The sequence below is a fragment of the Pseudomonas parakoreensis genome (genome assembly GCF_021602155.1).
Taxonomy (GTDB): domain Bacteria; phylum Pseudomonadota; class Gammaproteobacteria; order Pseudomonadales; family Pseudomonadaceae; genus Aquipseudomonas; species Aquipseudomonas parakoreensis.
In genome coordinates this window covers 1-255 of the sequence record NZ_BQHY01000085.1, presented here as the reverse complement: position 1 = coordinate 255, position 255 = coordinate 1, and the positions used below count along the sequence as shown (strand labels likewise).

Annotated in this window: 1 pseudogene; it reads left to right on the top strand. The window is 54.1% G+C overall.

Annotation, left to right across the window (positions count from 1 at the left end):
- Positions 1 to 58: 58 nt before the first annotated feature.
- Positions 59 to 255 (top strand): annotated as a pseudogene (locus tag L6D63_RS28500) (DNA cytosine methyltransferase); the annotation flags it as partial.

Here is a 255-nt window from a genome sequence, read left to right as displayed (position 1 = left end):
AGCACTTCGCGCTCAGGCACAGTGCAGCCATCGCGCCGACTCGGAAGCATTCATTACAATGTCGACCTATGGTGGTGGCAATACCAGCGGTTCAATTGACGTCGCTGCCTGTCTGACTGCGAAGGGCATGCGGATTGATTTCGAGGTTGAAAGTTTCGTGGTGCATGGCACACAGGACCCATGCGTAAGCGATATCGGTTTCACACTCGGACGCAACCAAGGGCAAGAAAATGCTGTGCTGGCATTCTCCTGCAA